Annotated in this window: 6 protein-coding genes; 3 read left to right on the forward strand and 3 right to left on the reverse strand. The window is 60.5% G+C overall.

Annotated elements, in window-relative coordinates; genetic code table 11:
* Window positions 1-13: 13 nt before the first annotated feature.
* Window positions 14-994 carry a cytochrome c oxidase subunit II gene (coxB, locus tag VMR39_RS11635; protein WP_325416123.1) on the reverse strand — a complete coding sequence of 327 codons (981 nt, stop codon included), beginning with the start codon at window positions 992-994 and terminating at the stop codon, window positions 14-16.
* Window positions 995-1,170: 176 nt separating this feature from the next.
* Here coxB and VMR39_RS11640 point away from each other — a divergent pair, with 176 nt between their 5' ends.
* The 3 genes from VMR39_RS11640 to VMR39_RS11650 are packed head-to-tail and all read left to right on the forward strand — an operon-like array spanning window position 1,171 to window position 3,143.
* Complete coding sequence (locus tag VMR39_RS11640) at window positions 1,171-1,590, forward strand: DUF2231 domain-containing protein (RefSeq protein WP_325416124.1); 420 nt, start codon at window positions 1,171-1,173, stop codon at window positions 1,588-1,590.
* The gene (locus tag VMR39_RS11645; RefSeq protein ID WP_414712500.1) at window positions 1,587-2,897 is read left to right on the forward strand and encodes a PQQ-dependent sugar dehydrogenase; all 1,311 of its coding nucleotides are present in this window, start codon (window positions 1,587-1,589) and stop codon (window positions 2,895-2,897) included. Before VMR39_RS11640 ends, VMR39_RS11645 begins: the two co-directional genes overlap by 4 nt.
* A 24-nt stretch (window positions 2,898-2,921) precedes the next feature.
* Complete coding sequence (locus VMR39_RS11650; protein ID WP_325416125.1) at window positions 2,922-3,143, forward strand: hypothetical protein; 222 nt, start codon at window positions 2,922-2,924, stop codon at window positions 3,141-3,143.
* 985 nt (window positions 3,144-4,128) lie between these two features.
* Here VMR39_RS11650 and VMR39_RS11655 read toward each other — a convergent pair.
* Window positions 4,129-4,899, reverse strand: a complete 771-nt coding sequence (locus tag VMR39_RS11655) for an SDR family NAD(P)-dependent oxidoreductase (RefSeq protein WP_325416126.1) — start codon at window positions 4,897-4,899, stop codon at window positions 4,129-4,131.
* 63 nt (window positions 4,900-4,962) lie between these two features.
* Window positions 4,963-5,390: response regulator (locus VMR39_RS11660; protein WP_325416128.1), on the reverse strand; the 428-nt coding region annotated here is incomplete at its 5' end.

Consider the following 5,390-nt stretch of genomic DNA (forward strand, 5'->3'; position numbering starts at 1 on the left):
TGATCGTGCAGACTCATTGCAGCCCCTTGAGATAGAGGGCGATAGCCCGCGCATCAGCATCGCTCAGTTGCGGGTAGGCTGGCATGCGTACGCCGGGCTTGGCCTGTTGCGGGGCGCGGATGAAGTCGGCGACAGCCTCAATTGTGGGCGGCAATATCCCGGCGCCCAGCGTCATCCGCTCGCCAAAGCGGCTGAGGTCGGGTCCAATGGTTGCCTTGTGCGGGGTACCGCCTATTGCATGGCAGGCGCCGCAGCCCTGCGCGTCGAACAAAGTGCGGCCTGGGGTGGCAATTGCAGGCAGCGGCACGACGGCGCTCGCCTCAGCAAGCCATGCGTCGAAGGCGGCCGGCTCCATCGCGATGACGTCGAATGCCATCAACGCATGGCTCAGCCCGCAAAATTCGGCGCATACGCCCCGATAGCGACCGGTCTTTTCGGCGCGCACGACCAGCTGGTTGGTCCGTCCGGGGATCATATCCATCTTGCCAGCCAGCCCTGGAATCCAGAAACTGTGGATCACATCCTGCGCGGTCAGCTCGAAAATCACCGTGCGCCCCACAGGTACACGCACTTCATTGGCGGAAGCCAATTCGGGGCCATCCGCCGGCCGGTAGGCCACGCGCCACCAGAATTGCTCACCCTCCACCCGGATGATGAGGTCGCCCGCCTCAGTGGACCGCGGCCGCATCGTCGGCAGGGCATAGAGCAACAGCGCGCCGAGAATCAGCGCGGGGCCGATCGCGCCGACCCAAAGGACCAGCCGCATCCCCTGTTCATGGCTCAAGCGACCTTCGGGCGCTCGCACCGCGCGGACGTAGAGCGAGGCGACGATCACAGCGATGAGAGCGGCGCCAATTGCCAGGATCAACGCGATCTGTCGCACCTGCCGCGCTTCGGCGCCGAAAACATGCAGGGTTGACTGTTCGCCATTGCATCCGGTCAACGCCAAGGCCATCCCTGCGATTGGTATCGTCCAGATCCATCGATCGCGCATCGCGCCCGTGTCACCCCTTCTGCGCCGCATCCTTCATGGCGCAGCCTATGCCTCCAACACGCCAGACGCCCACCGGTTCAATGATTTCTGTTTCGTAACAACGGGATGAATTGCGCTCGGCGGGAAACCAATGTCAGCGTCGGGCATTGGCATAACATCCTACCGGGAGACATGCCTTGCCGACTGCAGCGCCCCATATCCGGCCTCTGCTCCACCCATTGCACGCGCTGCTGCTATCCTGGCCGCTCGCGCTTTTTCCTGCCGCCTTGATCGCGGACATCACTTATCTGAACACGGCAGAAATCCAGTGGACCAATTTTGCCGCGTGGCTCATCACGGGGGCGTTGATTGGTGGCGGCCCCGCCCTCCTCTGGGCGATAATCGCCGCGTTCCGTCTGCGGACACGCCAAGCCATTCTCTACGCCACGCTGTTGGCTGCCGCCTGGATAGGCGGCCTGATCGATGCCTTCCAGCACAGCCAGGACGGCTGGAGTTCTGTCGGCACGGCCGGCGTCGCACTTTCGACAGTCACTAGCCTCCTCGTCCTCGCCGCAGGCTGGTCTGCCCACAACGCCAATTCGGGGAAGACGCTGTGATCCGCCCTCGCCGCCCCTTGCGCCTTATCCTGGGTACGGCCTTCGTCCTGCCGCTTGCCGCCTGCGGCAGCAGCCAGCCAGGCCTCGACCAGGCGGGTGCCCGTCCGGATTTGCCGGACCAGCGCCAGACGCTTCTGCCGCCGATGAAAATCGCGACGCCGGCAGGCTGGAATGGCGATCAGCCCCGCGCGCCCGCAGGGTTTAAGGTCACGGCATTGGCAACAGGTCTCGCCGTCCCGCGCCAGACGCTCGTGCTGCCCAATGGTGACATCCTGGTGGCAGAAGGGTCGGGCGGTTCCGCCCCGGCTCTTCGCCCCAAGGATGTGATCGCTGGCTATATCAAGAGCATGGGCAAGACATCGGTGAAAGGCGGCAATCGCATAACATTGCTGCGCGACTCCGATGGTGACGGGACAGCCGAACTGCGCACCCAGTTCATCACAGGTCTGAACGCGCCCTATGGTCTCGCCTTCGTCGACGGCGCGGTCTACGTCGCGACGCAGGACGCCTTACTCCGCTTTGCCTATCGTGATGGCATGACCCGCATCACAACGCGTGGCGAAGAAGTGACCAAACTCCCATCGCGCATCAATCATCATTGGACCAAGTCGCTGGCAGCAGGACCGGATGGCACCAGGCTTTATGTCGGGATCGGATCCAACAGCAATATAGGCGAGCGCGGCATGGCCGTGGAAGAGGACCGCGCCGTCATCTGGGAGATTGACCGGCTCAGTGGCGCCCATCGGACCTATGCGTCGGGCATCCGTAACCCGACGGCTTTGGCGATAAACCCGCAGACGCGTGCGCTCTGGGCTGTGGTCAACGAGCGGGACGAACTAGGCCCGCAACTGGTGCCGGATTATATGACGTCCGTTCGCTCTGGCGCATTTTATGGCTGGCCCTACAGCTATTGGGGTCAGAATCTGGACCCGCGCGTGCATCCCCAGAAGCCCGATATGGTCCGTCGTGCGATCAGGCCCGATTATGCGCTGGGATCGCATGTCGCGGCGCTCGGCATCAGCTTCGTCACAGGCCCCGGCCTGGGAAACCGCTATGCGCAGGGCGCCTTCGTCGGACAGCACGGCAGTTGGAACCGGCAGGATCTGTCGGGATACAAGGTTGTCTGGATCCCATTTGCCAATGGCCGGCCGGTGGGCAAGCCGCAGGATTTCCTGACCGGCTTCATCAAGGATGGCCATGCGCGCGGCCGTCCGGTCGGCGTCACTTTCGATCCAGTCAGAAGTGCGCTGATGGTCGCGGACGATCTGTCGAACACCGTCTGGCGGATCGCTCCCGTGAAACGTTGAGCGAGATTGAGCAGGAGATTCGATATGGAAAAGCGGCAAGAAGACGGAGAAACCGTGGTTCATCTCTCCAAGGAGGAAGCACGAAGTGGATCCAGGACGCCCGTCACGCGCTCAATTCTCTATGTCAGCCTTGCATTGACGATTATCGTTCTCGCGGTCGTTCTGTCGCTAGGCTATTTCCGCACAGACAGAAGCGGTGCTGATCAGGTGAATGCCGACAATGGGACCGAACGGGCACAGCCCTGACGCCCCTGCCATGCCTGCCTGATGAAGCGGGAAGGATTGAAGTCTGACGCAGAGGCGGACGGGAATGGACTTGCCCGGTCGCGCCTGTCCGCGATGCTGCGGCAAGATATCCGCGAGCGAATCTATCGAACCCCTGTCTCCAGCCGCCCCGTCTACGCCTTACTTACCAGGCGGTCGGCATGCTGCTTTGTCATGAACATCCTTGGCGAGGTCGAACTCGAGGATTATCCCCAGACCGACAGAGATGCCTCGCGTCCCTGATACTCTATCGAAGGACACTGTGAGACCGGTGCTTCAGCGCTGCGCTGTCAGCTTTCGATGCGTTCCGGCGTAATATGAGATGACCCAACCAGTTCGCTATCCCCCGGATGTTGAACAGGCAGAAACCCCTTTTCGTACGATCGCCGCTTTGGCCATAGCCAGTGCAATGGCGGCCCGGTTCATGAACCAACGCACAAGGAGGAAGTTAAGTTCTGAACTGATCTTGGATCTGGAGAAAGCCATGTCGGGGTGTAACCCAGCCTTCTCCCTTCGCAAAAAGATGAAAATATGGGCGGTTCGAAATTTTCCGGCAATACTCGCAAGATCTGACGCGAAATCTTCAGTGTCTAGACTGGACGATCGCATGACCTGGCGAGCAATGATGGGCATGTCATCGCACGAAAAACTCTAAACCTGCCTTTCAAGCATGCATATTTGTCCAGGCAAATACCAGGATGCCAGCAGCTATGAATGCAAAAAGCAGGTACCACGCCAGACGGGCAGTCGGCTTGCGTGCTTCTCTTTCCTTGTGATGGGGCATAATTTTCCTCTCGAAATAGTCCCTTACCAACGCTTGTCATCAATCATGGTGCCATGGTGAACCTGCATCGGATAATTGATGCGGAATGGCCTGAACGCGGGAGCGCCAGAACCACCGGTATGAGGGCCGGTCCCAGGATGCCCGCAATCGAACGAGGGAAGATTCCTGTCCACCCTGCCTCGTTCAGTGCGCGTAGATCATTTTGCGGGTCATGCCGCCATCGACCGTGATTTGCTGACCAGTGATGAACGAAGCCCCTTCCGATGCAAGAAACAAGACAGTCGCTGCGATATCTGCCGGCTCTCCGACGCGGCCGGCCGGGTGCTGGCTACGATCGATGTCGCGGTGTTCGACCGGTTCGCGCGTTCCAGCCTTGGCCCAGGGCCGAGTTTCGATCCATCCTGGCAGGATCGCGTTAACGCGAATGTCTGGGCCAAGACTTATCGCAAGCGCATGGCTGAAAGCGCAAAGCGCTCCCTTGGCCGCCGCATAGGCCTCCGTATTCGGCTCTGACTGAACTGCGCGCGTCGACGCCATGATGATAATCGATCCCTGGCGCTGCCGCAGCAGCGGAACGGCCGAACGGACCATCAGGAATGCCCCCGTCACATGGCTATCCTGCCATGCCCGCCATTTCTTGAGTTCCAACTGCTCGACAGGGCCGCTCATGGGATCGGCTATGCCCGCGTTGGAGACGAGCAGGTCGATGCCCGCCTCTTCGCCACTATCCGTCATCCAGGAAGCGATCTTCTCGAATGCGCCGGAGACATCCTGTTCTCTGATGACGTCCGCGCGTATCGCGATAAGATTGGCAGAGGGATTCTCTGCGGCAAGATCACGAATTGCTTCGCTATCCCGATCCAACACGGCCACGCGCCAGCCCTGCGACAACATTGCCTGAACAATGCCCTTGCCGATTCCCTGAGCGCCGCCGGTTACAATTGCTGTTCGCACGCCACCTCCATTCGCACCTCAGGGGAAAACGCATGATCCGGCAATCGGCGCCTAGCAATCCACCTATTTTTCCTTCGCTCTGGCGCCGACTTGCCGGCTGCCGACAGCGCTCACGTCCACGCCTGCGCTGGCAATTGCATTGGACAGCGCTTTACCGTCATAAGGCTTGGCAAGAAGCGCAATCCGGGCATCCGCCCGGTCATATTCAAGCTGGCTATCACCAGTCGCGAAAATGATACGGATATCGGGAAGAAAGGCTCTCGCTCGGAAAGCGAGTTCAGGACCGCTCATACCTGAAAGATTGACGTCCGTGATGAGCATGTCGACATGCGTGGTCTGGAGCGCCGAGATGGCGTCTTCCGCGCTGGTTGCTTCAATGACCGTCAAGCCCAGGCCCATCCGACGCCCGCAGAGCCAATGTCTTTTCGAAAGCTCGTCGCGCTCGTCGTCGAGGATGATGTGCTCATCCTCATGAACACAGCGGAGATGGT

The organism is Sphingobium sp. (assembly GCF_035511395.1).
Taxonomy (GTDB): Bacteria; Pseudomonadota; Alphaproteobacteria; order Sphingomonadales; family Sphingomonadaceae; genus Sphingobium.